At 65.9% G+C, this 23,887-nt stretch carries 19 protein-coding genes and 1 tRNA gene; 5 read left to right on the forward strand and 15 right to left on the reverse strand.

The window, feature by feature from the left end; all coding sequences use genetic code 11:
* Positions 1-204 precede the first annotated feature (204 nt).
* From IWX77_RS05790 to IWX77_RS05815, 6 genes are all read right to left on the reverse strand, one after another.
* Positions 205-1,221 carry a glycosyltransferase family 2 protein gene (locus IWX77_RS05790; RefSeq protein WP_196843578.1) on the reverse strand — a complete coding sequence of 339 codons (1,017 nt, stop codon included), beginning with the start codon at positions 1,219-1,221 and terminating at the stop codon, positions 205-207.
* Positions 1,218-2,267: a polysaccharide pyruvyl transferase family protein gene (locus IWX77_RS05795; protein ID WP_196843579.1), complete on the reverse strand. Its 1,050-nt coding sequence runs from the start codon at positions 2,265-2,267 to the stop codon at positions 1,218-1,220. Before IWX77_RS05795 ends, IWX77_RS05790 begins: the two co-directional genes overlap by 4 nt.
* The gene (locus IWX77_RS05800) at positions 2,264-3,493 is read right to left on the reverse strand and encodes a glycosyltransferase (protein WP_196843580.1); all 1,230 of its coding nucleotides are present in this window, start codon (positions 3,491-3,493) and stop codon (positions 2,264-2,266) included. Before IWX77_RS05800 ends, IWX77_RS05795 begins: the two co-directional genes overlap by 4 nt.
* Positions 3,490-6,456 carry an oligosaccharide flippase family protein gene (locus IWX77_RS05805; RefSeq protein ID WP_196843581.1) on the reverse strand — a complete coding sequence of 989 codons (2,967 nt, stop codon included), beginning with the start codon at positions 6,454-6,456 and terminating at the stop codon, positions 3,490-3,492. Before IWX77_RS05805 ends, IWX77_RS05800 begins: the two co-directional genes overlap by 4 nt.
* Positions 6,453-7,490 (reverse strand): glycosyl transferase, encoded by a 1,038-nt coding sequence (locus IWX77_RS05810; protein ID WP_196843582.1) that lies wholly within the window; start codon positions 7,488-7,490, stop codon positions 6,453-6,455. The genes IWX77_RS05805 and IWX77_RS05810 overlap by 4 nt, the downstream gene beginning before the upstream one ends.
* A gap of 86 nt (positions 7,491-7,576) precedes the next feature.
* Entirely contained in the window at positions 7,577-9,031 is a 1,455-nt protein-coding gene (locus IWX77_RS05815; protein ID WP_196843583.1) for an O-antigen ligase family protein, read from the reverse strand.
* A 249-nt stretch (positions 9,032-9,280) separates the two neighbouring features.
* On the opposite strand from IWX77_RS05815, the gene IWX77_RS05820 reads away from it, so the two are divergent.
* Positions 9,281-9,730 carry an acyltransferase gene (locus IWX77_RS05820; RefSeq protein WP_297414427.1) on the forward strand — a complete coding sequence of 150 codons (450 nt, stop codon included), beginning with the start codon at positions 9,281-9,283 and terminating at the stop codon, positions 9,728-9,730.
* Here the strand turns inward: IWX77_RS05820 and IWX77_RS05825 are convergent.
* The 8 genes from IWX77_RS05825 to IWX77_RS05860 form a co-directional block, all read right to left on the reverse strand.
* Positions 9,714-10,280, reverse strand: coding sequence for a YdcF family protein (locus IWX77_RS05825; protein WP_196843585.1), 567 nt, complete (start codon positions 10,278-10,280; stop codon positions 9,714-9,716). The two genes, IWX77_RS05820 and IWX77_RS05825, sit on opposite strands and share 17 nt — an antisense overlap.
* A complete protein-coding gene (locus IWX77_RS05830; RefSeq protein WP_196843586.1) occupies positions 10,277-11,452 on the reverse strand; it encodes an acyltransferase family protein in 1,176 nt (391 codons plus the stop codon). Before IWX77_RS05830 ends, IWX77_RS05825 begins: the two co-directional genes overlap by 4 nt.
* Positions 11,453-11,481: 29 nt before the next feature.
* A complete protein-coding gene (locus IWX77_RS05835) occupies positions 11,482-12,360 on the reverse strand; it encodes a twin-arginine translocation signal domain-containing protein (protein ID WP_196843587.1) in 879 nt (292 codons plus the stop codon).
* 42 nt (positions 12,361-12,402) lie between these two features.
* The gene (locus tag IWX77_RS05840) at positions 12,403-12,873 is read right to left on the reverse strand and encodes a VanZ family protein (protein ID WP_196843588.1); all 471 of its coding nucleotides are present in this window, start codon (positions 12,871-12,873) and stop codon (positions 12,403-12,405) included.
* Between the two features lie 31 nt (positions 12,874-12,904).
* Positions 12,905-14,401, reverse strand: a complete 1,497-nt coding sequence (locus IWX77_RS05845; protein ID WP_196843589.1) for an MFS transporter — start codon at positions 14,399-14,401, stop codon at positions 12,905-12,907.
* Between the two features lie 124 nt (positions 14,402-14,525).
* Positions 14,526-14,599 (reverse strand) — tRNA-Pro (locus IWX77_RS05850).
* Between the two features lie 62 nt (positions 14,600-14,661).
* Complete coding sequence (locus tag IWX77_RS05855) at positions 14,662-15,654, reverse strand: metallophosphoesterase (RefSeq protein ID WP_196843590.1); 993 nt, start codon at positions 15,652-15,654, stop codon at positions 14,662-14,664.
* Complete coding sequence (locus IWX77_RS05860) at positions 15,651-18,248, reverse strand: transglycosylase domain-containing protein (protein WP_297414414.1); 2,598 nt, start codon at positions 18,246-18,248, stop codon at positions 15,651-15,653. Before IWX77_RS05860 ends, IWX77_RS05855 begins: the two co-directional genes overlap by 4 nt.
* 71 nt (positions 18,249-18,319) lie before the next feature.
* On the opposite strand from IWX77_RS05860, the gene IWX77_RS05865 reads away from it, so the two are divergent.
* On the forward strand, positions 18,320-18,487 hold the full coding sequence (locus IWX77_RS05865; protein WP_196843592.1) for a DUF4177 domain-containing protein: 168 nt from the start codon (positions 18,320-18,322) through the stop codon (positions 18,485-18,487).
* 2 nt (positions 18,488-18,489) lie between these two features.
* Positions 18,490-18,960, forward strand: coding sequence for a RidA family protein (locus tag IWX77_RS05870; RefSeq protein WP_196843593.1), 471 nt, complete (start codon positions 18,490-18,492; stop codon positions 18,958-18,960).
* A gap of 169 nt (positions 18,961-19,129) precedes the next feature.
* On the opposite strand, the gene acs is transcribed toward IWX77_RS05870, so the two are convergent.
* A complete protein-coding gene (acs, locus tag IWX77_RS05875) occupies positions 19,130-21,103 on the reverse strand; it encodes an acetate--CoA ligase (protein WP_196843594.1) in 1,974 nt (657 codons plus the stop codon).
* A 459-nt stretch (positions 21,104-21,562) separates the two neighbouring features.
* Between acs and IWX77_RS05880 the strand changes: the two genes are divergently transcribed.
* Positions 21,563-22,723, forward strand: coding sequence for a TadA family conjugal transfer-associated ATPase (locus tag IWX77_RS05880; RefSeq protein ID WP_196843595.1), 1,161 nt, complete (start codon positions 21,563-21,565; stop codon positions 22,721-22,723).
* A gap of 56 nt (positions 22,724-22,779) precedes the next feature.
* Complete coding sequence (locus IWX77_RS05885; protein WP_196843596.1) at positions 22,780-23,856, forward strand: type II secretion system F family protein; 1,077 nt, start codon at positions 22,780-22,782, stop codon at positions 23,854-23,856.
* Positions 23,857-23,887: the final 31 nt, after the last annotated feature.

The following is a 23,887-nucleotide window of genomic DNA, read 5'->3' on the forward strand; positions in this document are numbered from 1 at the left end:
TCGCTCGATCTGCGGGTTCGAACGGATGCTGCGAACCGCGCGCCACGTGTGTGGCTCGTATTGTAGACAACTCGTATAAGACATCAGCATTCTATTGAGATCGCCGCCCATACTCACCGCCCAGAACGCTACTGGCGCACCTGAGCATCAACGCGGTTCGCGATCACTGTGGCTGCTTGAGCAGCGGGCACCGGCCATTCCGACTCAGGCTGCACCCTGCTCGGCGGCGAGACGCAGTATCCGTCGATGCAGCGGCATGCTCACCTTGGCCGTGCCAGCCAGGGCGAGACGCTTCCAGTCGCGGCGGCGAGCGGCGAGCAGCACGAGGCGCCAGGTCAATCGGGAGCGCAGCTCGGCAACGATCTCATCGCGTTCCTCGGCGTCATAGGGGCCACTCAGGGCGTCCTTCAACCCAGACAGTAGTACGTAGCGCAGCCGAAAGTACCCGTAGGAGTTCGAGCCAATGATGCGGGTGTCGAGGGTGATGGCTGCCGTCGTGACGGCCTGCTCCACCAGCAGAAGCGACTCGGCGCGACGCGACCCCGAGCGAATGATCGACCCGCCGCGTACGACATAGGAGTAGAGCACGTCGCTGATCGCCACCACCCGATCGGCCGCAGCGAGCAGCTGAGCGACCATGGCGAGGTCGGAGTGCACGCGTGCCGGTGTGAACTCGATCTCGAGGGTCAGTTCACGTCGGAACAGCTTGTTCCAGAGGTGACCGGTGATTTCGCCGTCGAGCAGCAGACGAAATGCTTCCGCACCGTTTATCGCTGCCGCCAGGGTCGGCGCGGCAAGCGCACGCCGCTGGCCGGGATAGACGTACTCCGCGCCGCAGACGACGACGTCGGCGCCGGTCGACCGGGCCGCGGCCACGAGCTTCTCGAGCGCCGAGTCAGCCCAATCGTCATCACAATCGACGAACCAGAGAAACTCGCCCCGACTCACGGCTGCCGCCCGCGCCCGGGCGCGCGCGACGCCGCCATTCTGCTCTTGCTGAAAAAAGTGAACGCCCGCGTGCGTGGCCGCCGCCCGCGCACCGATCGCGGCCGTCGCATCCGTTGAGCCGTCGTCGACCACGATGATCTCGACCGCTGCAGAATCCCTGGCCAGTGTCTGCTGCAGCAGCCGCTCGATGGCGGCTTCCAGAAACTCGGCGGCGTTGTAGGCCGGTACGATGACGCTGACGACCGGTCGGTCGGCTGCGTGCGCCCCGTTCACGCGGTGAGCTTTCGAATGGACCGGGTCAGCTCGTGCAGGGAGGCGCGGGCCTCGACGACGTGGCGGAGAATCGGCTCCCGGCGGCTGATCACATCATTTGCCCCGCGCTCGAGCGCCGCCGGGTCGGGCAGCGTCCAACCGATCCTGGCGCCCTTGATGCCGACCGCGTCGAGGGTGCGCGCCGCCTTTGACGTGCCCGCGTCGGCGATCACGAGCGGCAGCGCGCCTTCCGTCAGCCCGATCACGGCGGCGTGTAGCCGGTCGCTCACCACGAGCAGCGACCGCTGGTACACCTCGCGCAGCTTGAGCTCCTGGGCAAGATGGTCGGGGCCATCCCAGACCAGTGCGGTGCCGCCGAGCTTTAAGGCGAGTTCCTCGGCGAGCGGCCCGTCACGTTCGATCTGCGACACAGCGACCACGTCGAGTCCGAGCGTGTCGGCCAGGACCCGCAGTGCCCCCAGCCACGCGTCATCGGGGCGGCGCCCGTTGTAGCGCACAGAGACGGCGAGGAGCGGGCGGTCGGGCCGTGACGCGAGCAGGTCGGCATCCGCTGCCCCGGTCGCGAAGGCCCAGTCGGGTGCGATGCGGCCGAGCCCCATCGTGCCGCGGCTGTACGCATCGCGCCAGGCCACGAGGTCGCATAGCCGCAACGTCGCCGCAACCGGAATGCGCCACGCGGTCTTCTGCCGCACGCCGAACCCGGCGTGCACGGCGTGCCCGCCACGCAGCCGATTGAGCGCGAGGTGCGGCGCAATGCGCAGATAGCGCAGCGCGTACGCGCGTTGCAGTTCCATTTCCCCGGCGTTGAAGGCATAAACGGATGCCTCCCGCAGGGTCGACCGTGAAATTTCACGGCGCCATTCGGTACTGGTGCGGAACAGACGGTCCTCGTCGTGTAGGCCGAGCCCGCTCAGGTAGGAATCCGCGCGGCTCCCGACGAACACCTGCAGTTCGCCGGCCCCGCGCAGGGCATCGAGAAAGGCCCGCCGCAGCACTGTATCGCCGACATTGTCGATCTGGCCCATGGCCGAGGCAAAGATTTTCATGCACGTTCCACGACCCGAAGGAGTACCCGTTCCAGGTCGGCGCCGCTCGCTTCCTCCGAGAAACGGGCCAGCCACGGCTCGATGTTGTGAAGCGACAGGTCGGCCGCCCGCAGAATGGCGTCGGCGAGGTCCACCGGATGCGCGGAGAGCGCGAGCTCACCCGTGATGCCGGGCACAATCGCATCCGCTACCCCGAGCGCACCCGATATGGCGACCGCCGGATAGCCGGCCGCAGCAGCCTCGACCAGCACGTTGCCGAAGCCCTCACGACTTGATGTGAGCAGTGCCACGGCATTGTCGCCGAAGTGGTCGAACCAGTTCTCGACCCAGCCGCGATGGTGAAAGACCACGTTCTCGTGCCGGGCGGCGGCCTGCACATCGTCGAGCAACGGACCTCCGCCGAACGACACGACCTCCACGGGCACGCCGCGACGGGCGAGCTCGGCGGCGGCCGCGATGGCGAGCAGTGGACGCTTCTGCGCCACCAGGCGGCAGGCCAGTACGATCTGAATGCCGTTGGTCGTTCCGGGTCGGCGTTCCGATCGCGTCACGATCGTGGTGCTGCTCGGCTCCGTGCCCGACAATTCACCGCCGGCCACCTGCGCGTGCGCCTGCGTCGTACCCTGCCCTCGTGGTGTGCCCCGCAGTTTCGCCGTTGCTGGGTTGGCGACGACGGTGATGCGGTCACCACGTACCCCGAAGGCAGCCACCATTTCGGCGGCGACCGGATGCGAAATGGCGATCACGTGGTCGGCCCACCGATACAGACGCTTGGCAAGCCAGACCTTTGCCCGGTGCGCTCGATTTGAACCGGGCAGCCCGAGCGACACCAGGTTGCGCTCACTCACGAGCACGCGTGGCCGCAGGCGGGCCGGCACCAGCCGGGCCGCGCTCAGCAGCACCAAGTTCGGGTGGGCCTGCAGGGACAGCGCGACGTCGGGCTGCCAGTCGAGCAGGCGGCGGCGCAGCGCGGCGGTCTTCCGCACGTGGCCGTGCGCTCCGGCGAGCGAGTGGGCGTCGACCCCGTCGGGCAGGTATTCCGGCCTCACCTCGGCGGCGGTGAGCACAACACTCACCTCGTAGCCCTGGTCGGCGAGCCAGCCCATCCAGGTTCGGGCCACGAATTCTGCCCCGCCACCGTGCAGCGAGGGAATAACAAAGAGGATGCGGCGCAGCTGCGACTGCGAGTGCGAATAGTTGGGCACGGTCTGTGACGAGAATGTCATGCGGGGCCTTGTCTGTGGGAAGTCGGGCGCGGGCCAGGACGATTCAGCCGCGTCGCGCTCGGGGCTGGGGGGTTCTGAACGGGAGGATGGGAAACCGCGTCGCTCGGCAGCAGCGCAAAGTTGAGGGCGGCCAGGCGTCGTATCTCCGGCAGCCGCTCGGCCAGATGGTCGCGATAGCGCTCACGATCGCCCAGCACCGTCAGCGCGACCGGAATCATGCGCTCAGCCAGCCTGACACCCGGTTCGACGCACAATTCCTGCGTGTCAAAGAGTCGCATCATTCCGGCCACCTTGCCCTGGGTCGACAGAGCGACTGCCGGCACCGCGTGAAACATGGCCTGCACGGCAAGATGCATGCGCCCGGCCAGCACTATGTCGGCGCCGGCACACAGCCCGCGCACTTCGGCCGGGGCGAGCAGCCGGTTGACCAGGACAACCCGGGAGTCGACGCCGTCGGTCTGATCAGCCAACCGGTCGAACACGGCCCGGCAGGCCGCCGCGTCATCGCCGCTGTGGCGAACGACGTGTGGCAGCAGTACCACGGTGAGTCCCGCCTGTACCAGGGCGGTGACGATGCTCGCATACTCCGTGGTCTGGTCGAAACTGCGGCCGACCAGTGCACTCGCGTTCACAACGGCATAGGGTTGGGGCCTGGTGCCGAGGTATTCGGTTGCGGCGACGCCGGAGCTGGTTTGGGCCGCGAACACAGAATCGGCGACATCGACCACGTTCTTGAAGCCATCGGCGCGAGCGCGCTCGCTCGAGATCGGGTCGCGCAGTTGCAGTCGGGTTCCCATTCGACCGGCGCGGGCAAGTGACCGGCGCACCCCGGCATTGGCGTGGCCGTTCCAGCTGAATCCGAGAATGCGCGCGTCGACACCGACGCTGCGGGCCAGGCTGGCGACATCCGCTCGCCGCGACGAGGCGCGCACACTGTAGGCGCCGTCCATAATGTCGGCCCCGACCACGGTCAGCGACAGGGCACCCTCGAGTACGGGCGCCAGCAGGGCCATGGACTGCTGGTGTGCCCGTGCCGCGCCGTAGATCAGGTGCGGAATCGGCACGAGCTGGGCACGCCGGGCATGCTGCGGGGGAATACGCACGTCGGCCGACCGCCGCACGAGTACCTGCACCGGTCCCGACACGTTTTCGAGGAACGCTTCGACCATGGCCTGGTCGCCAATATTACCCTCGCCAGGCGGGGCAACGAGTACGTGCCAATGCTCGCAGCGCAGATCAAACGGGCGTAACCGACCGATCGCTCGTTCCAGCGCGGTTCGGTCGCGCAGGTAGGGGAGAGAGGATGCCGCGGCGAGCCCCTGCACGACTCGGTTGAGCCGGCGGATGATGCGCAGGCGCGTGCGTCCGGCCTTGCGGGCGCGGACCGGAGTGCGGACGGTTGCCGGCCCGAGCCTGTCGGCACCAGTGGTCGGGCCTTCGCTGGCCGGTTTTGATGACTTCGCAAAGCGCAGAAAACTACGGGCCTGGGTGATCGAGCGCACATCGCGGCGAAAGACCGGCCAGATCAGCATGACCACGCCGATGGCCGCGAGCAGGGCCACGCCGCCGAGGGCGACACGCGCGAACGGCAGGTCGATAGGAATCCACTGCACGGCCACCCAGCTGATGCCGGTTGCAAATCCGTAGCCGAGAATGGCGCGCACGCCGGCCAGAAACATTGCTCGCGCCGGGGCGTCCGTTGCCCGGCTGATCCACCACAGGCCGATCGGCCAGATCAGGGCGACCCCGAGCGAGTAGCCGGCGGCGACGCCGTAGACGCCCCAGAGCGAGCCGAGCAGCACGAATGCGACGAGGAGCGGCCGGGTGGTGAGGGCGAAATACAGGTTCTGCCGGGTGGCACCCTTCGACAGGAACACCCAGTAGCTCGCGTAAGCGGCCGCTTCGAAGAAGCCGGCGATGGCGAGAATTTGAAAGATCGGGGCGGAGCCGAGCCACCGGCTGCCGAGCGCGATGCTGATGATCGGCAACGCCTGGGCGCAGGAGAAGGCGAGCACGATGGTGACCGCGTGCAGCATGATGGTCTGCCCGAGCAGAATGAACCGGTCGTACTTGGGCGGGTCGTCTTGCAGCCGTGCCAATACCGGCAGGGCCACCCGGGTGGAGGGACCGTTGATCTGGTTGAGCGGCAGCAACAGCAGCTGGAATGCGCGGTTGTACAGGCCGAGTGGGCCGGCGCCGAGCGTCGCTCCGATTACGATCGTGTCGGTGTTGCGGCTGGCGTAGCCGAGCAGCTGGGTGCCGGCGAGGTTGGACCCGAACGTGATCAGGTGGCGCATGGGCGCCCGGCGGTGATACCAGCCGGGAAACCACCGGGTGATCGGAATCAGAAGGATGATGGTGAGGACGCCCTGGCTGATCTGCTGCCCGGCGAGGGCCCAGTAGCCAAAGCCGTTCAGTGCCATCACGATGCCGACAGCGAGGCCGCCGACCTGTGCGCCGATCTCCGACCCGGTCAGGGCGACGAAGTGAAAGTTGCGGTTGAGGTCGGCGCGAAACTGGGTGGCCAGACCATTGAGTAGAAATGTTCCTGCGAGCACCTGGGTAAGCAGCACAAGCCGATCGTCGCCGTACAGGGTGGCGATGAGCGGGCTGATCAGCACCGCGAGCAGCATGAGCGCGAGCCCGATCAGACTGTTGATCCAGAACAGGTTGTCTTTCTGATGCCGGCTCAGGTCGCGCACCTGAATCGCGGCCGACGACAGCCCGAAGTTGCGCAGCACCTCGCCGACGCCGATGATCGCGGCGACCGAGGCGACCAGTCCATAGTCACTCGGGTCGAGCAGCCGGCCGAGCACGACGATGCCGCCGAGCTGTACGCCGATGCGAATGAGCTGGCCGACCAGGGTCGTTGATGCCCCGCGCCCCGCGGTACGTCCGAGGCCTGCTGTCGACCGGGGTGTCTCGGGAACGTCGGGGGAGTTGGGTGCAATCGGCGCGGTCAACGGATGCTCCGATCAGCGCCCACTGTGCGCCCGGTCAGCTGCAGGGCCCGCAGGTAGGTTCGATAGCTTTGCAGTCCGAGCGTTTTCCAGTCCCGGTCGTCGAGCCGCGGACGCGGGCGGGAACCGGCCGCGCGCATCCGTTCGAGAGTGTCGCGCAGAATATCGGGCGTGAGCTCGCCCGCGTAGAGATAGATCCAGTCCGGGCCGACCTCGTCCGCCAGGGCCTGGTTCGAGGGTGTCGACGGCACGAGCACCGGCCGATCGAGCGACAGCGTCACGAGCAGCACGCCGGAATTGTGCATTTCGCGGTACGGCAGAACAACCAGCTCGGCTCCGCCGACCTCGACCACCAGTTCGTCGTCGGAGACGAAGCGCAGCACCGAGCTGATGCGTTCATCCTGCGCGGCCTCGGTGGTGATGATCTCGCCGAGTCCACTCGACGGCCGGCCAACGATGCGCAGAGTCAGGTTCGGGTCGGGCAACGCCCGAAACACCTGCAGCAGAGTTTCGACACCCTTGTACGGCCGGATCAACCCGAAATACAGGACGCGCCCGGGTATCGAGTCGGGCCGGGGCATCGCGCTGAATCGATCACGATAGTGGCCGTGCAAAATGGTGACTGCCCGGGACTCGGGTTCGACCGGTGTCGTCGGGTTGAGACGAATGACGAGCGCCGTGCGGGCGTCGAGCGCGTCGAGCGCCCGGATTTCGGCGTTGTGGCCGGCCTCGTGCGGGGTCAGGTTGTGCGCGGTGCGCACGATCGGAATGCGCTGCAGTCGGGCACGCAGCAGCAGCAGGTACAGCGCGCCGCGCCGCAGCCGGGCCTTCAATGGTCGCGGCGCACGAATGAGCAGCTCCGGCCAGTGCACGTGAAAAACGTCATAGCGGCCGAGCAGCGCGGTGTGCCACGAGAAAAATCGCATGGTCACAAGGTCGGGTGCCCCCTCAACCACCTGGTTGACGTACCGGGTGGTGCCGTCGGGCGGACTCAGTGATTGCAACACGATGATGTGTGTCGTGCCAATATTCATCACGCCCATACCCCTCACGGGCCGGTGAAACGAGACCGGCGATAACTGAGAATCTCTCGGTTTAGCGTAGCGTGCGCGTCGCGAACGCGTTAGATCCGCGCATACCCCCGTTTGGGGCGCATGCTCGCCGGACGCGCACCTGCCCGCCGCGCACTGGATGCGCGGCCGGGTTCGAGCGGGGGAGCGGCGTCCGCTCGGGTCGGATTCAGGGCCAGAATGAGCAGGCAGCCGAGCAGCAGGTGCATCGGGCGCAGCGCGTCGATCGCATTGAATCCGGCGATGCTCACCGTGTACGCCACGAGGGCGGCCGCCGCTCCGACTGCCCGACGCGACAGCGCGTGCGCAACGGCCGAGCCGATCATGAGCAGAAACAGCGCCAGACCGGGCAGGCCGATGCTGATGAGCAGCTGGAGCAGCGAGTTCTCAATGGTGACCTCGTTGAACAGGCGCCCGGTGATCCCCGAGGTGCCCGGGCCCGACCCGATCCAGCCGGTGAGGTTCGCGGCCTGCAACGACACCCAGACCCCGAGCTCGCGGGCCTGGGACGACAGCTCGGCCTCGACAGAGTTGTTGCGGGCGGTGAAGGCGTCGAACTGAAACAATCCGACAACGGCGACGACCAGCAATACCGCGAGCAGGGCGAATTTGCCCCAGCGCTTGTCGCCGCGCAACACCAGCGACACGGCGTAGGCGAAGCCGATGGCGATCGCCGCAGAGAGAATGGCCCCGCGGGAGACGGTTGCGACGAGGCCGAGACCGCTGAACACGGCTGAGGCGAGGGCGGGCTTCGAGTTCTCCTGTAGCCAGATGCCAATGGCGAGGGCGCAGGCCACGGCAAAAAACAATGCGGCGAAAAGCGGATGCCCGAAACTTGCGTCGGCCCGGTACACCGACCAGTGCTGGTGGTCGTTCAGGCCAAGCGCCCTGAACACGGTGCCCCAGATCGGGTTGAAGCTAAGCCCTCCCTCGATGACCGCGTAGGCGCCGAGCCAGGCGCCGAGCAGCAGCCAGACTCGACGAATCCAGTAGGCCTCGCGGGAGCTGCTGCCGACGCACAGCGGCAGGAGTACGGCCGCACTGAAACTGATCGTCCAGCCGAGGCTCGCCTGCAGGTCGGTCGTGCGGGCGAGGGTCAACAGCGTCCAGACCAGAAGGAGCAGGGCGAAGTAGCGGGTGGCTGATCGAAAGGGGGCGGGTGGGGTCGTAGGATGACCCGTCGTTTCAATCGGGAGCAATCGTCGCAGCGCCCAGATCGCGATGATCATGGTGGTCAGCGGTAGGGCGCCGATGGGGCCATCCTGCGGCAGGATGCGCGCCGGAATCAGAGCAAAGGTGACGAGGGCGACCGCCGGGAGGATGTGCACCGGCAACAGAAACAGGGTGACGAGCGCTGCGAAAGCAAGGAGCGCGAACGGAATCACGGTGATACCGAGATCGGTCATGAATCGTGGCAGTACAACGCTGGCCACAATGACGAACGTGGCGGCGAGTGCAACGAGAATGACCGGCGTGCTTCGCAATCGGCGCAGGGTGGAATCAAACATCGGCCGCCTCGGATGGTAGTGGCGCAGTGAATAAAACAGGGTGGGCGCAGCGCTGTGGATGCGAATAGCCGCAACGATAACACGTGAAATTTCCTCAGCGCCAGCGGAATGGTTCGAAACCCGATACTTTGGGCGGATCGCATGCACGCAACCGAGTGGGAAATGGAGTTTTCGGTGAAATTGTCCCGCCTTACCTACAGATTTCGACGAGTTGCCCGGGGCAGGGTCTACGCCATTCGTTCCTTGGGCGTGAGCATCGGCAGCGGTTGCCGCATTCTGAGTGACATCGCCACGACGGAGCCGTGGCTCATCTCGGTCGGCGACCGGGTGACCATCAGTTCTGGTGTGACATTCATCACCCACGACGGTTCCGGCTGGCTCTTTCGCGACGAGCGTGGCCGCCGATATCGGTTTGCGCCGATTCGGGTGGGCTCCGACGTGTTCATCGGCGCCGGTGTCACCGTGCTGCCGGGCGTGAGCATCGGCGACCGGTGCGTGGTCGGAGCGGGATCAGTCGTCACTGCCTCGGTGCCCGAGGGCACGATCGTGGCCGGCGTTCCGGCCCGGCCGATCAAGGGATGGACGGAGTTTCACGCGGCGCTGGCCGATTGGCCGACTGAGGCCGACATGGTCGGCCAGACCTACCGGCAGCGGGTCGACTCGATCGCCGAGGGGTTTCTGGTCAACAAGCGGGCATGACCCAGGCCTTCACAAAACCGGCGCTCTGGTAGACGAACTGGTAAGCCCATTTCAGCGGATCCATCGACTGCCGGGCGCCAATCACGGCGAGCGACCCCGCGTAGCACTGACTGATCTGCAGCCGAGCCCGGCTCACGTGGTAGCTCGAGGTGACCACGATCACCCGATCCCAGCCCTGTTCGGTCGCGAACGCGGCAATCGCTTCGGCCTCGCCGCGGGTCGTGGTGGGGTGCGGGTCGAAGCACTCCACCACGATCGTCGTTCCCGGCACCGGCACTGGGCGCGCGCACAGATTCGCCGGGCGGGTATCACCGCCAAACGCATCCGAGATGAGGATGTGCTCGCTGTACCCGGCTTCAGCGAGGCCCACCGCTTCCTCCACCACGGCGGCGCTGCCGAGTCCACCGAGCACGACGATGGCGTCGGCGGGGCCCGGTTGGTCTTCCCGGGGAAACATGACTGTTCGAGTGGTGAGGGCCAGCACGCCGACGGTCAGTAGTGCCAGGCCGGTGAGCAGTATCAGTGCGCGCTGCCGGCGGCGGGATCTCACTCGCTGCGCGGCAGCATCTGCTCTGCTGCATCTGCTGCATCTGCTGCATCTGCTGCATCTGCTGCATCTGCCGAAACTGATGCCGCAGCCCCCGTTGCTACCACCCCCGTTGCTACCACCTCCGTTGCTACCACCTCCGTTGGCGCGCGCCCAGAGAACCACGTGGGCACGGCAAATCCGTAGCGCAGCACCGGCAAGTCGCGCACGAGGCGCCAGAACAGCAGTGACGCGGCGACCGCTCCTCCGGCGACGAGCAGGGGCAGCGCCGGGCCGAGCCGGTCGAGCCAGGCTTGGCCGCGCGCGAGCAGCAACAGGCTGGTCAGAGTCGAGACGAACAGAACGTGCACAACGTAGATCGGCAGGGTGTTGCGGCCGATGTAGGACAGCCAGTTCAGCGCCCGATACCCGACCAGGAATCGGGCCAGGAGCAGGCCGGCACCGAGGGCGAGAAGACTCACCAGTACGAGGGTGCCGGTGATGAAAGGCACTCGTGCGTCGATGGTGAGAATCACCCCGGCCAGCCCGAGAAAAGCCGCGCCGAAACCGATCCCCAGCCCGAGGGTGCCATAGCGGCTGGGCCGGTTCACGAAGGCGAGGATCCGCTCCCGCAGGTAGCAGCCGAGTAGAAAGAACACGAAGTAGCGGCCGATGCCGTTCCAGGCAATGTTGCCGGTGTCGGCGCGGGCGAAGAACAGCCCCGACAACACGGCGGCGCCGCCGATTTGCACCCGCCAGTCGACGCGGTTTCGCATGAGTTTGGCGGCGACGAAAAACAGTGCAAGGGCGTAGAGAAACCAGAGGCCATTGCTGGGTCGCACGGGAGCGAGCAGCAGGTCAATCGGGTTGGTCTCGTCGAGGCCGGCAGGGTTGGGAAGCAGGGAGAAATAGGCATACCGCACGAGGGTCCAGAGCAGCAGCGCCCAGACGAGCAGGCTCAGCCGGGTGCGCCAGAGCGTTGGCCAGGAGCGTTTGATGATCGAGGCGGCAAACAGTCCGGAGGCGAGAAAGAACAGCGGCATGCGAAACACGATGAAGACGAGGTTGATCTTGTTCCAGAGCTCGGGCGCCAGGCCGGACAGCACCGTCCACTGCACGGCGTGCGCCAGGGCGACGAGCAGAATGGCGATGCCCTTCGCGCCGTCGACCCAATCGACCCGCGTCCCTGTAGCCACTCGTCCCTCCGGCACGGCAGTCCTTTTGGTTAGACCGACCACTTCGCGAACGTGGCGATCATGTCGGTGTGGGCGAAGCCCGGCGTCTCGTGCCCGAGCGTGTGGTACATCACCTGGGCGTCGGCGGCGACCGGCTTGATCTTGTTGATCAGCGCGAGGCCGTTTTTGCTCGGAACGACGACGTTGTCGGGGTGGGCGGCGTCGGAGACGAGCACCTTGACGCGGCTGTTGGTCCACGGCGTCGCGCTGATGCGTGCCGGGTTGGTGCCTTTGATCAGGGTGGGGTCGTTGCCGTAGGCATCGCCGACGTGTGCCTGGTTCAGGGTGTCATATGCATAGAGCCACTCGTTGTCATAGAGGCCGTTGACCATGTACAGGCCACGAATGTAGGGGATGAGTTTCTTGCCGTAGGTGTAGCAGCCGAGCGAGCCCCCAAAGGAGGTGGCGCGCAGAAAGTTGCGGCGCACGGTGTAGAGCGCGTTCAAGTAGGTCCAGGCGTTCTTCTGAGCGGTCGTGGCGATGGAATTGGTGTACTGGGTACCACCGGCGTTGATGCAGATGGCGATGGTGTTTTGATCGACGACGAGCTCGCCGGGATACTTGAAGCCGCCGTTGAGAGCGTTGTGTGAGCTGGAGGCCGCGTGGTAGAACCACACCGCACCCACCGAGGCTGTCGAGTTCATCGAGATCGTCTGGGGAATGAACAGGCGGGCTCGATCACCACCAATGTTCACTTCGATGTTGTCGTAGAGCTTCCTCCCCTTCTGGGTGAACACATTCGACAGGCGTGACACCTCTCCGGGTAGCTTCGGAGCGGTGGCAGCGAAAGCGGCGGGAGCGCCGAGCACACCGAAACCGAGCGTGGCTGCGCCAGCAGTTGACAAAGTGAGAAACTTTCGACGATCCATTCTGGAGAAGATAGCAGAGAGAATCGACGACGTCCAACGGAATCAAATTTTCTGAGCCGCGGAGACTGGCGCCGAGGCCGGGCCGAGAAACAGGTGCAGAACAACGGCGGCGACGGCGGTTCCGAGCAGGGCGCCGAGACTGTTGGCGATCACATCGTTCACGGCGGCAAATCGTTCGGGCAGGAAGACGAGCTGGCCGAACTCGATAGCACAACTGACCCCAGCGCCAACCACAGAGCCGAGCCACCAGTGTCGCGCGCCGGCGAGCACGACCACGAGCAGGCCCACGGGAATGAACAGCGCGATGTTCGCACTGAATTCAATGACCGCATAGTCGAGCCAGGCCGGAATGCCGTGGGCGTGCAGCCACAGGACGATCGATGAGATCGATCCGTGCGCGCCGCTGTCGACGGGGGTGGGCCAGAACGCGACCAGCGCCAGGACCGCGATGTAGGCAAGCGCGATCCACAGGGCGACGCGGCGCAACAGCCGGTGCCGTCGAATCGCGGTCATAACATCTCCGGGCTTTCTGGGCACCGATGCCCTACGAGGCGGCGCGAGCAGGAAGGCTGCCGCCCACCCGCTTGGGTAGCGCAAACACGAGGATCAGCGCGAGGATGGCGAACCCGGCGCTCACCGCCATTGCCATGGTGGCGCTGTGCGTGAAGGCCGTCGCGAGGGCATCCGCTCCGGGGCCGGCCACGGTCAGCGTGCCGAAGAACACGCTGCCGATCACGGCGATCCCGACCGCACTGCCGACACGCTGCATCACACCGACCACGCCGCTCGCGCCGCCGGCCTCGGAGCGGTCGACGGTTGCGACGATGAATGACACGTTGGGTGCGATGAAGAATCCGCTGCCGAGGCCCGCAATGAACAGCGGCGGAAGCAGGTGCCAGTTGGTGAGGTCGCCCGGCGTTGTGAGGAGCATGACCAGCCAGATCCAGATCAGGCCGATCGTGACGAAGGCCACGCCGACCACGAGAACGGTGCGTCCCAGGCGTTTGGCCAATCGGTCGCTCTGCGACGCGCCGAGGATCGTACCAATCGCGAACGGAATGGATACGAGGCCCGACTCGAGCGCGGTGTGCCCGAGGCCTGCCTGCCAGAGAATGGAAATCGTAAAGAAAATGCTGGTGAATGCGGCGAAATAGACCAGCGCGAGAATGACACCGCCGGTGAATGCCGGGTGTGAGAACAGGTGGGGAGGAACGAGCGGGCTGCCGTCACGCCTGGCGACAACTACTTCCCAGGCGCCGAAAGCCGTCACAAGCAGCACCCCGGCAGCGAGAGTGAGGAAGGTCCAGAGAGGCCAGCCCTGGTCTTGACCCTCGATCAGCGGCACCAGGAGTGCCACCAGACCGGCCGAAAGGAGTACCAGTCCGAGCCAGTCGATACCCGCCGGCGATAGCTGCGTCGTTGTGGGGAGCGCGGCACCGCCGGGCAGAAGAAAGACGGTGGCGACGAGCGCGAGAAGTCCGATCGGCAGGTTCACCCAGAACACCAGGCGCCAGCCGTTGTCGACACCGAAGGCCTCGATGATGAGCCCGCCGACGATGGGGCCGAGCGCGGTCGAGACACCGATGACCGAGCCCATGATCGCGTAGGCCTTGCCACGCGCGGCGGGCGGGAACATCAGCTGGATGACGGCGGTCACCGCCGGCACGAACATGCCGCCGGCCAGGCCCTGCACGACTCGGGCAATGATCAGTTGCAGGTCGTTCCGTGCGAGGCCGCAGGCGAGGCTCGCGAGCGTGAACAGGGCCAAGCCGGTGAAGAAGACCCATTTGTGGCCGTAGCGGTCGCCGACCCGGCCCGCGGGAATGAGCGCGAGACCAAACGCGAGGGCGTAGCCGGAGATGATCCACGAGAGCGTCGCCTCGGAGGCGTCCAGGCTGGTACGAATGCTGGGGAGAGCGACGTTCACGATGGTCGTGTCGAGCAACGCCATGAACATGCCGGCGAGCAGCACGATCAGTGCCTGCCAGGCTCGGCGTGACACGACCGACGTTGTTCCAGGAGTGGAGGGGGTGACGGTCATGCGGGAGGTCCATTCGCACCGGTCTCCCGGCGATTCTCGGCAGGAGTGACGCTGATGCCGACAGAAGATCCTACAACACAACCCCCACTCGATCGAAGTGGGGGTTGTGCCATATTTACCGCGGTCGGGGTAACAGGATTTGAACCTGCGACCTCGTCGTCCCGAACGACGCGCGCTACCAAGCTGCGCCATACCCCGATGGCCCGTGGGCCTCCATCAGTATAGGCGCTCTTGGCCCCCAGGACGAATTGTGCGAGCAGCTAGGCGGGGGTGAGGGTGAGCAGGGTCGCCTCGGGCGGACAGGCGAAACGCACGGGGGCGTAAATCGAAGTGCCGAGGCCCGCCGACACGTTCAGAAACGCGGTGCGCAGGCCGTGGTTCCAGAGGCTCAAACCCTTTACCTGGCGGCGCGGAATATCGCAATTGGTCACGAGTGCGCCGAAGCCGGGCAGACAGACCTGGCCGCCGTGGGTGTGGCCGGCCAGAATCAGCTCGGCACCGTGATTCACGAATGAGTTCAGCACCCGCTGGTATGGCGCGTGCGCGACGCCGACGGTGAGCGTGGACCGCGGGGCGGCGGCCTCTTCCGGGTCGGGCCAGACGTCGTCGCCGAGGGGGTCGTTGGCGCGCAAATCGTCGATCGCGCGCGTGATCAGGTCGAGCCGGTCATGCCCGATGTGCGGGTCATCGACGCCGAAGAACTCCACGTGGGTGTCGTTCAGATCGAGGGATTCGGCTGCATTGTTGATATCGGTCCAGCCGAGATCGGCAAACACCCGGCGCAGCGCATCAGTGTCGAGTTCTTCCCGGCGCACGGTGCGCCGACTCGACGGTCCGCCGAAGTAGGTGAACGGATTCTTCAACTGCGGTCCGATGTAGTCGTTGGAACCGTTGACGAACACGCCGGGAATTCCCCGGAACGGTGCGAGGGCATACTCGATGCCCGTGACGCCATCTTCGTGCCCGAGGTTGTCGCCGGTGTCGACGACGAGGTCGGGCTTCAGCGCTGCAAGGCTGCGCACCCACTCCTGCTTGTTCTTCTGCCATGGAGCCATGTGCAGGTCGGAGAGGTGCAGCACCCGAATCGGGGCCGAACCCGGCGCGAGCACCGGAGCGCTCACCTTACGCAGCGTGAACCGGTTGCGCTCCACGAGCGCGCCCCAGGCGAAGGCCGCGAGGCCGATCGCGCCCGCCGCCGCGAGCGACGTGCCGACGAGCCCACGACCCTCGCCGAGGCGACGAAGCGCGATCATCCGTTCTTGCCGTTGTTGTTGCCTTGGCCGGACGCGGCGGGCGCTGGCGCGGTGTACTTGCCGATGACGATCGTCACGGCATCACCGGGGCGGCTTCCGGTGCCTTCGCCCGGCTGAACCGCCACAACCTTGCCATCTTGGGCCTTGTCGGTGGTGGCCTGTTCGAGCTTGGTGATGGCGAAACCGTAGGGTGCGCCGGCCAGCAGGGTGCGGGCATCCGTTTCGCTCTTGCCGATCACGGCGGGGATGACCACACCGGTACCGTCGCTGGAGTAGGCCGTGACCGTGGCACCGCGAGTGGATGCCGAGCCGCCGGCCGGATCACTCTTGGCTACGGTGCCGGCGGGCATCTCGGAGCTCGTGACGCCGCCATCGACGAAGAAGAAACCGGCAGCCTCGAGGGTTGATTTGGCGTCTGCCATCGACTTGCCACGAACGTCGGGCACCGGAACGGCGACCGCGTTGATCACCGCGGAGGAGGGGTCCGGGAATTTGTCGCCACCGTACTTGGCGTTGGCGACGCTCATGACCTGGGGCCAGATACTGTGGCGAATCTCGGAGGCTTTGAACCCGTTCAACTTAGACCCGCTTAGGCGCTGGTTCTTGAAGGGCCCACTGACGTTGACGACACCCACGACGGTGGCGACCTTACTGCTGGCACCGCTCATCCAGGTGTCCTTTGCGGCATCAGTCGTTCCGGTCTTGCCGATGATGGGGACTTTGGGCGAGGTGTCCCGACCTGATTTAGCCGCCGTTCCGTTGCCGGTTGTGGTCGTTTGCATGGCGTACTGCATTCCAGCGGCAACACCCGGTTCGACCGACTGCTTGCAGTCAGACTTGGGCACTGGAAGCTCCGTGCCGTCTGAGCCGACCATGCTGCGAATCGCGATCGGGCTGCAGGTCATGCCGTTGTTGGCGATGCCGGCGAAGGCAACGGCCATGGTGAGCGGGGCGATGTAGTTCGTCCCGATCACCGATGACGCGTTCTGGCCCAGGTCGCCGCCGTCGGCCGCGTGCACGCCGAAGGCCTCGGCGGTTTTCTTGATGCCGCAGAGGTCGAGCTTCTTGGCCATGCCGATGAAGCCGGTGTTGACCGACCGGGTGGTCGAGTGCAGTGCCGTTTCATTCGGGCCGCCCTCACCACCGTCATTGCGCGGGCTGAACCCCTGGGCGTCATAGTTCTGCGGTCCGAGGCAGCTGTCCTGGAACGTTCCCCAGTTCGACTTGACCCGCGAGTCGACCCGTTCGGTGAGGGCGTGGCCCTCCTTCAGCCATTCGGCCAGGGTGAACACCTTGTAGGTTGAACCGGGCTGAAAGCCGCTGGAGCCGCCATGGGCGCGGTCGGTGTTGTAGTTGATGCTCGTATAGGTGCTGCCGGCGGGCTGCTCAACCTGGCTGTAGTCCTTGTTCTGCACCATGGCGAGCACCTCGCCGGTGCCGACGCCGACGCTCGATACAACTCCGCCGACATCCCAGCCGGGAGAGGTCTTTGGAACATACTTGTTGAGGGAGGTCTCGGCCGCGCCCTGCAGGTCGAGGTCGAGCGTGGTGTAGACATTGAACCCGCCGCGCTTGAAGTTCGCGAGGCGAGTGTCGGCATCCGCTCCGAAGATCGGATCGGTCTTCAGGATCTTGGTGACGTAGTCACAGAAGTACGCGCTGCCTGCGGCCGCCTGGCAGCCGGTTGAAGCGACGGTGATGACAGGTTCGACCGGCGTCGCGATGGCGGCGTCATGGTCGACTTGGCTGATCTTCTTGTACTCGAGCATCCGGTCGAGAATGTAGTCGCGGCGAAACTTGTTGTCGGCGTAACCGTTTGCCGCACCGTTCGTCTTGCTGTCGGGGTGGTCGAGCTGGAACTTGACCGGGTTGTTCACTATCGTCACGAGGCTCGCAGCCTGCGGCAGTGTCAGGTTGAGCGCGGTTGTGTTGAAGTAGTAGTTGGCGGCGGCTTCGATGCCGTAGACCGATCCGCCGTAGCCAGCGATGTTGAGGTAGCCGCGAAGAATGTCATCTTTTTCATACTTTTTCTCAATGCCGATGGCAAGGCGCATCTCGCGCAGCTTCCGGTCAGGCGTGGTCTTGGTGGCGTCGGCGTAGCATGTCTTGGCCTTATCGGCGTCGGTCATGACCTCGCACTTTTGAATGAGCACATTCTTGACATATTGCTGAGTGATAGACGAGCCACCGCGTGTTTCACCGCCGGCCAGGGTTTGCACCGCACCGTTGAAGCTGGACTGAATGTCTACGCCACCGTGCTTCATGAAGCGCGGGTCCTCACCGGCAACCGCGGCGTCCTTGGCGAACTGGCTGATCGCGTCGGAAGCCACGTCAACCCGGTTCTGCTCGTAGAACGAGGCGAGGAGAACGCGGGTGCCCACGGGATCCGCGGCGTTGGTGGATGCGTAGATGTTGCTCTTCTGGGAGAGCGTATCGATGGCGAGATACTCGGGCAGGCTGTCGAACACATTGATGGTGTTCGTAGCGGCCATACCGGACAGGGCAACGGCGGGGGCGACGGCGGCGGTCACGAGGATACCGGCAACGGCACTCATCCCGACGACACCCAGGAAACCCCCCAGAGCCCCACTCACGGTTCGATTTTTGGCAGACATAGAATTGAGCGTAAGCGACAAATCTGAAAGCCCGCCACAATAGGAGTCACATGCCCGCCTGGGAGTACCTCACAACGCCGTTGATGATCCACACTACGGCCGCCATTTTAAACAACTGGGGCGCTGACGGGTGGGAACTCGTGCAGGTCGTCCCCGGCCCCGAAGGTGGCCTCGTTGCCTATCTGAAACGCCCGCTCGCATCCAAGGAAGAGGCATAGGCATGTCGCACATTGAAGCGCGTCTGGCCGAACTGGGCATTGAACTGCCGAGCGTCGTACCGCCGGTCGCCGCCTACCTGCCCGCCGTGATCAGCAACGGGTTCGTTTACACCGCCGGCCAGCTGCCGATGGTATCCGGCGTGCTGCCCGCCGCCGGCAAAGTCGGCGACGGCCACGGTCTTGTGCCGGCCGCTGACGCACAGGACTACGCCCGCACCTGTGCGCTGAACGGGCTCGCCGCCATCAAGAGCGTGATCGGGTCGCTCGACCGCATCACCCAGGTGGTCAAGGTCACCGGCTTCGTCGCCTCCGACTTGTCGTTCACCGGTCAGCCGACCGTGGTCAACGGCGCCTCCGACGTGCTCGTCGAGATCTTCGGCGACATCGGCCGGCACGCACGTTCCGCCGTCGGCGTCGCGGTGCTGCCGCTCGACGCCCCGGTTGAGGTCGAGTTCGTCGTCGCGTTCGCGTAACCGTCTGGCCCGGTGGCTAGTTCAGGACAGCCTCCCGAGGCGAGCCCGCGGGTCGACACGACGAGTGGGCGCCAGAGCGCGAAATCCGCGGATTTCCTGAAGTAGCCTCCAGAACAGGCTGCGGTCGCTCCGAAAGAAGCGGCCGCAGCCTGTTGTGCGGGTGGTGCCGCTACTTCCGGATCTGCGCGGCGATGGTGTTCATCACCATGGTGTCGGCGAGAGTCGTCGTGTCGCCGACCTCGCGGCCTTCGGCCACGTCGCGCAGCAGACGCCGCATGATTTTGCCGGAGCGGGTCTTCGGCAGCTCGTCGACGATGAAGATGTCGCGCGGGCGGGCGATGGCGCCAATCTGCTGGGCCACGTGGGTGCGCAGGATGCCGGCGATGTCCTCGTGCGAGGCGATCTCGGCCTGGCTGAACTTGATCACGACAAACGCGACCACGGCCTGACCGGTCGTCTCATCGGCGGCACCGACCACGGCCGCTTCAGCCGTGAGCGAGTGTGCTACAAGCGACGACTCGATCTCGGCGGTGGACAGGCGGTGACCCGAGACGTTCATGACATCGTCGACGCGGCCGAGCAACCAGATGTCACCGTCGTGGTCGAGACGGGCGCCGTCGCCGGCGAAGTACAACGGGCCGTCCTTCGCGCCGGTTGTGCCGTCGAACTTGTCCCAGTAGGTCTCCTTGAAGCGTTCCGGGTCGCCCCAGATGCCGCGGAGCATGGCCGGCCAGGGCTGCGTGACCACGAGCAGCCCACCGTTGCCATGGCCAACGTGCACGCCGTCGTCATCGAGCACGTCGATGGTGATGCCCGGCACCGGAACCTGTGCGGCGCCCGGTTTCGTCTCGGTGAGACCGGCCAGCGCCGAGACCATGATCGATCCGGTCTCGGTCTGCCACCAGGTATCGACAATCGGCGTGAGGTTGCTGCCGATGACCTCGCGGTACCACATCCAGGCCTCGGGGTTGATGGGCTCGCCCACCGAACCGAGCACACGCAGGCTCGACAGGTCGAACTTCTGCGGAATCTGGCGACCGAGCTTCATGAAGGTGCGAATGGCCGTCGGCGCTGTATACAGGATCGAGACCTTGTACTTCTCAATGATTTCCCACCAGCGGCCGGTGTGCGGGGAATCGGGGGTTCCCTCGTAGAGCACCTGCGTCGCGCCATTGGCGAGCGGTCCGTAGACCACGTAGCTGTGTCCGGTGATCCAGCCCACGTCGGCGGTGCACCAGTAGACATCCGTTTCGGGCTTGAGGTCAAAAACGTTCTGGTGGGTGAACGCGTTCTGTGTCAGATAGCCGCCGCTGGTATGAAGGATGCCCTTGGGCGCGCCGGTCGTGCCCGATGTATACAGAATGAAGAGCGGGTTTTCGGCCGGGAAGGCTTCGGCCTCATGCTCGGGAGAGGCGGTTTCCATGGCGTCGGACCACCAGATGTCGCGGTCGTTCCACTGCACATCCTGGCCGGTGCGCTTGACGACGAGTACGTTCTTCACCGAGGTGTCGTTCGTCTGTAGGGCCGCATCAACGGCCGGCTTGAGGGCGCTAATCTTGCCCTTGCGGTAGCCGCCATCGGCCGTGATGACAAGCACGGCGTTGGCGTCGTCGATGCGCGAACGCAGGCTCTCGGCGCTGAATCCGCCGAAGATGACCGAGTGTACGGCGCCGATGCGGGCGACGGCGAGCATGGAGATGACGGCCTCGGGAATCATCGGGAGGTAGACGGCCACACGGTCGCCCGCCTTGACGCCGAGCCCGAGCAGCACGTTGGCGGCCTTCTTGACTTCGGTGGTCAGTTCTGCATAGGTGTAGCTGCGCGAATCACCGGGCTCGCCCTCGAAGTAGAGCGCGACGCGGTCGCCGTTGCCGGCCAGAACGTGACGGTCAAGGCAGTTGTAGGCGACGTTGAGTTCGCCGTCTTCGAACCACTTCGCGAACGGCGGGTTGGTCCAGTCGAGGGTCGTCGTGAACGGCTTGTGCCAGTGCAACAGATTACGGGCCTGATCAGCCCAAAATGTGGCCGGGTCCTTCTGTGCGTCTGTATACAGGTTCGCTGTCGCTGCTGTCTGTGCGGCGAACTCGGGAGTGGGCGCGAATCGACGCGATTCGTGCAGGAGGGTGTCAATTTTAACCGTCATATGTGTAATTCGCTCCTTTGCGGTACGTGCATGCAGGACATTGCCAGCTCAGTTGAACCCTACCTGTTCTTGGCCAATCTCTGTATACACAAACGAAATACTGAGAAATGGACCCTCGATTCAGGGGGATTTCGTGCCCCCGTGCAAGTGTCCCCTCTAATGAGGACATTGGACTTGCATTTTGTCGGCGGCTGCGTAAACTGACTTACGTCTGAACGAAAGTTTTTGACCAGCAACGCGTACGGTTCCCCCCAATCTGCGCGGTGCTAGGCGGCACCTGTTCCCCCCAATAGGTGCCGCCCCTTCTATGTCAGGCGCGTGCCCAGTGGAGCAGGAGCGCTACTGCCGGTCGGTGCTGTTTCTACGTCGTTGATCCCTCCCCAAGCCCGACGGCCGGTGGATTTCCACAGATTTGGTTGCTTCCGGTTGCGCGTGGTCGGCTCGTCCTATCGTCGAAGCATGGGTCAGTCCTTCGTCGCCGTTCCGTCCTACGTAGTTGCGTCCTTTGCTCGCCCGGTCTCGGCAGCGGTGGCAGATCCCCGGGCTGAGCCGTCGGCGCGCCCGGCCGTGGTACGTGCATTCGCTGCCCGCCCGGCATCTCTACGGCCACCCGCCAAGGTCGCTCGGCATCGCACGGCGACAACGGAGCCCGCCGAGCCGGCTCACGTCGACAGCGTGCGCGTTGACGTGCGTGTGCTCGGCCCGCTGGCCGGTTATGCCGCGAACCCCGAAACCACGGACCTGTTCGTCAACGGGGAATCCGGGCTGTGGATTGATGCCGGGCACGGCCTCGCCTTCGCACCGGCCTGGCAGCTCGGTGAGGCCGAGGTGCGCGGGTTGGCTGTGCGGCTGATCGCGCTCGGTGGGCGGCACATCGACGAGGCGAGCCCGTGCGTCGACGTGCGCCTGGCTGACGGTATCCGGGTGCACGCGGTGCTTCCACCGGTGTCAAGCACGGGAACGCTGCTCTCGATTCGCCTGCCGCACGCCGCGAACCGGAGCCTCGGTGCACTCGCGGACGCCGGTTTGTTCGGCGTGGGCGAGGCATCCGCTGCCCGGTTGAACCGGCTGCGCGCTGCGGTGCGCGGCCGCCAGAACCTGCTCATCACCGGGGCCGCCGGCAGCGGAAAGACGACGCTGCTGGCCGCGCTGCTCGGTGAAGCGCCGGCCGACGAGCGCATTGTCGCGATCGAAGATGTGGCGGAGCTGCGCATTCGGCATCCACACGTGGTCGCTCTCGAGGCCAGGCAGGCCAACCTGGAGGGGGCCGGCCGCATCGGCCTTGAGGCGCTGCTGCGGGAGGCGCTGCGCATGCGCCCGGACCGGCTCGTGCTCGGCGAGTGCCGCGGGGCGGAGATTCGGGAGCTGCTCGGCGCCCTCAATACCGGGCACGACGGGGGAGCGGGCACCCTGCACGCCAATTCGCTCGAAGACGTTCCCGCTCGGCTGGAGGCGCTCGGAGCTCTCGCCGGCATGAGTGCGGCGGCCGTGGCCCGACAGACGGTGAGTGCGATCGGGCTGGTGCTGCACCTGGAACGCACCGACGGCGTGCGTCGGCTTGACGCGGTCGGCCGGTTCACCCTCAACGGCCGAGACCGACTCTCGATCGAGGCGGTTTGATGGGGCCGGGATGGAAAGACTCGTTCAGTCACAATCCGACGCGGGAGCCTCCGACCATGCGGAGGGTTGACGTGGTGCCGCCGATCGAGGAGGTTGCGGCGGTCACCCAGCAGCTGGCCGTGCTGCTGTCGGCTGGCGTGTCCCCGGTGACAGCCTGGGGATACCTGGTGCCGGTTGTTGCGCCGACCGCGGTCGGGCGCCGAATCGGCTCGGCGCCTGCGGGTGCGGCGGGTGCGGCGGGTGCGGCGGATACGGCGACGACGGGCATCCTGCGGGCGGCAGCCCGAGCCGCGGCGCGCGGCGACAGCGTGGCAGACGCGATCGCCGGGCAGGCGCACCGGCATGCCAGGGAGAACCCGTCGCCGGGCGGCACGCGTGTGACGGTCGCCGCCCGCGCCCGACGGCGCGGCGACGCAGCGGCTCAGGCCGAGCGCGCCTGGCTCGGACTCGCCGCAGCCTGGCAGGTGGCCACACAAGCCGGTTCGCCCCTGGCCGGCTGTCTGCGCGAGCTCGCCACGTCGCTGCGCGAACTCGCCCAGGTGCAGCGTGATCTCGAGGTGGCGCTGGCCTCCCCGCGCGCGACGGCCCGACTCGTGATGGTGCTGCCGCTGATCGGCGTCGTTTTGGGCAGCCTCATGGGTTTCGATTCCCTGCACACGCTGTTCGCCACCGTGCCCGGGCTGGTCTGCCTCGGCGGCGGCGCACTGTTGATGCTGGCCGCCGCGAGCTGGAACCGTGCGCTGGTGCGCCGAGCGGCTCCGGCCGACCTGACCCCAGGGCTGCGGCTCGAACTCATGGCGATTGCCATGTCCGGCGGTGGGTCGATCGACCGTTCGCGCGCACTGGTGCGTGCAGCAGCCAAGCGCTACGGCATCGCGCCGGGTGCCGACGTCGACCCGATTGACCGGGTACTTGACCTATCGACGCGGGCGGGAGTTCCCGCGGCGGAACTGCTCCGCAGTGCGGCCGAACAGCTGCGCCGCGATGCCCGCAGCGCCGGGCAGCGCCGGGCCGCGACGCTGTCGGTGACGCTGATGCTGCCGCTCGGCCTGTGCGTGCTGCCCGCGTTCATGCTGGTCGGCGTGGTGCCGCTGCTGATCAGCGTGCTCTCCTCCACTCTGACGACGCTCTGAAACTGTCCACAAATGATTTGGATGCCGCGGC

This window comes from Cryobacterium sp. CAN_C2 (assembly GCF_015751745.1).
GTDB lineage: Bacteria > Actinomycetota > Actinomycetes > Actinomycetales > Microbacteriaceae > Cryobacterium.